The following is a 2,827-nucleotide window of genomic DNA, read 5'->3' as shown; positions in this document are numbered from 1 at the left end:
GCTTCGTACAGCCTGACAGGTGACGCCTATATCGACGGTGTCCTTGGCGACTACAAATGGGCGGTCAACAGTCTCTCCTMCAGCTTCCCGACAAACGGCTCGTTCTATAGCTCCTCCTACGGCTCGGGTGAGAACATCACCAACTTTGGTACTTTGAGCCTTGCTCAGCAGGCCGCCGCGCGCGCGGCTCTGACGATGTTCGCAACGGTGACGAACCTCAGCTTCAGCGAAATCACAGAGACTTCACTCCAGCACGCCGACCTGCGGCTTGCTCTCTCGGACAGGCCCAGTACCGCTTGGGCGTACTTCCCAACCACCTCGGCTCTCGGCGGAGATGCCTGGTTCAATAAGTCCAGCGACTTCTATACCAGCCCGCTGAAAGGCAACTACGCCTACCTGACCTTCGTTCACGAGATCGGGCATGCGCTCGGCCTGGAACATGCGCATGAGGCTACCATCATGCCGCAGGATCGCGACTCGATCGAGTACACGGTCATGAGCTACCGCTCCTATGTCGGAGCCTCGACAACAGGCGGCTATGTCAATGAGACTTGGGGCTATGCCCAGTCCCTGATGATGTACGACATCACCGCTCTCCAGCACATGTACGGCGCAAACTACACAACCAACAGCTCCAATACCGTCTATTCCTGGAGCGCCACCACCGGAGAAATGTTCATCAACAATGTCGGTCAGGGGGCGCCTGGTGGCAACAAGATCATGCTGACTGTCTGGGATGGCGGTGGCAGCGACACCTATGACTTTTCGAACTACAGCAGCGACTTGACCATCGATCTGCAGCCGGGGGCTTGGACCGCCACGGCTACATCCCAACTCGCCAAGCTACACTGGGACGGCTCCAAGGTTGCCGCTGGCACCATCGCCAATGCGCTGCTGCACAAGGGCGACGCCCGTGCGCTCATCGAGAATGCCGTCGGCGGCGTTGGCCACGACACGCTCAAGGGCAATATTGCCGCCAACGTGCTCGAGGGCGCAGCAGGCAATGACCGTCTGACGGGAGAGAGGGGCAACGATACTCTGGACGGCGGCGTCGGAGAGGACACGGTTGTGTTCAGCGGCGAGCGCTCAAGCTACAGCCTTACCAAGCTCTCCGATGGATCCATCCAGCTGGCTGATCTGCGTGCCGGCACACCGGATGGACAGGACATCGTCCGGGCGGCCGAGTGGCTTCAGTTCACGGACAGGCTGTATTCCGCGGCAGAGCTCATCAGTGATCCGGGTAGCAGTTCGCTCACTCTGGCCGAAATAACGCCCGGCAACCTAACCCTGACGGGTACAGATAGCAGCAATAGGCTGTTGGGTRGAACGGGCAATGACAAACTCTACGGCAAGGGCGGCAACGACATCCTGGTTGGCGGAGCTGGACGCGATTATCTCAGCGGGGGGAGCGGCACCGACACGGCCAGCTACACGAGTGCCCAAGACGCAGTTCTTGCCGATCTAACGCATGCCTCCAAGAATACTTGGGACGCATTCGGGGACAGGTATTCCAGCATTGAGAATATCATTGGCAGCACCTATGCCGACTCGTTGCGCGGCAACAACGCCGCCAACGTGATACAGGGCCGGTCGGGCAACGACATCCTCTACGGACGCGGAGGCAATGACAAACTTGTTGGTGGGGCCGGAGAGGACATCCTGTACGGCGGCGGCGGAGCCGATACCTTCGACTTCAACGCGCGCACGGAGTCCTTGCCGGGTGTGCGCGACACGATCAAGGACTTCGTGCGCGGCAGCGACTCGATCGATCTGCGGAGCATTGACGCCAATACCAAGATGTCCGGCAATCAGGCGTTCTCGTTTATCGGCAGCAAGGCCTTCGCCGGCGAGGCGGGCCAGCTGAAGTTCGGCAACGGTGTGCTGTCGGGCGACGTGAACGGCGACAAGATGACGGATTTCCAGGTCAATGTGTCGGGCCTGTCGGCACTGGCTAAAACCGACTTCTATCTCTGAGAGGCCACCGAGGGCTGGACCATGAGCGACTGGATTGATTTTGACCGATGGCGCGAGTGTGCTCGGATGGAGCGGCCAGGCTATGTGTTCGAAATCAAGAACGAGCCGGGTCAAAGTCTGATGGCGGCGTGTACTGTTCCTCTCACATGGCCGGCAGACTGGACATCGACACCGGTGGCGTTCCGGCTGGTCGAGGAGCCCAAGCCGCGCCACTCGACGCCTATTCCAAGGCCCCAGCAAAAGCCCTGACCAGGAGGTTTACGGAAGCGCGCACCTGCCTTGACCAGGACAGCCCTTATCGAGACGGTCCAGCCGTTCTGTGGCTCCGCGATAAGGGGCCTGGGCGGGTTTGGCTAGTGAATAAGGCCCTCGATTGCCGACAACCGGGCGAAGAGTTCCCACGACAGCAAATCTTCCTGAACCGGTGTGACTAAAACCGTCCGGCCAGCGGCATCAGCGATCTCAAGCCGCATCTTGCGGCGGGGAGCTACCTCCCTGGCAAACTCATCCGCACTGCGAATAGCCTCCATAAGCAGAGCAGTCCGGCTCGGAAGTTCAATCCCATCCAAGTCTTCCACCACCCCGATGTCATCACGGATATGAAAGTAGTAAATGTCCATTACACTGCTGATCGCACCGGTCCTGAGGAAGTCGTGGCCATCACCATAGGCTAGTTTGACCTCCCGCCTATTGGGCCGATTGGACTAGACCATATATATATTCCTCCGATAGCTGCACAATCTCAAGGAACTGCCGCGGCCTTCAAAGCATTCTCAACCTAGCCCTTTGGAGGTACTCATGAAGAGGTTGTGATGGACACATCACCGCGCACTGCACTCATTGCCGACCCTGA

2 protein-coding genes are annotated in these 2,827 nt (G+C 59.1%); one reads left to right on the top strand and one right to left on the bottom strand.

Annotated elements, in window-relative coordinates; all coding sequences use genetic code 11:
- Positions 1-1,974, top strand: a 1,974-nt coding sequence (locus ACXJKO_RS31030; protein WP_457094852.1) for a M10 family metallopeptidase C-terminal domain-containing protein, incomplete at its 5' end; no start/stop codon positions are given.
- Between the two features lie 353 nt (positions 1,975-2,327).
- Here the strand turns inward: ACXJKO_RS31030 and ACXJKO_RS31025 are convergent.
- Positions 2,328-2,594, bottom strand: a complete 267-nt coding sequence (locus tag ACXJKO_RS31025) for a DUF6894 family protein (RefSeq protein WP_457094851.1) — start codon at positions 2,592-2,594, stop codon at positions 2,328-2,330.
- Positions 2,595-2,827: the final 233 nt, after the last annotated feature.

Source organism: Microvirga sp. P5_D2, assembly GCF_054049475.1.
Note: the sequence above shows the minus strand (reverse complement) of the source record. Positions and strands in the feature narration are given on the sequence as shown.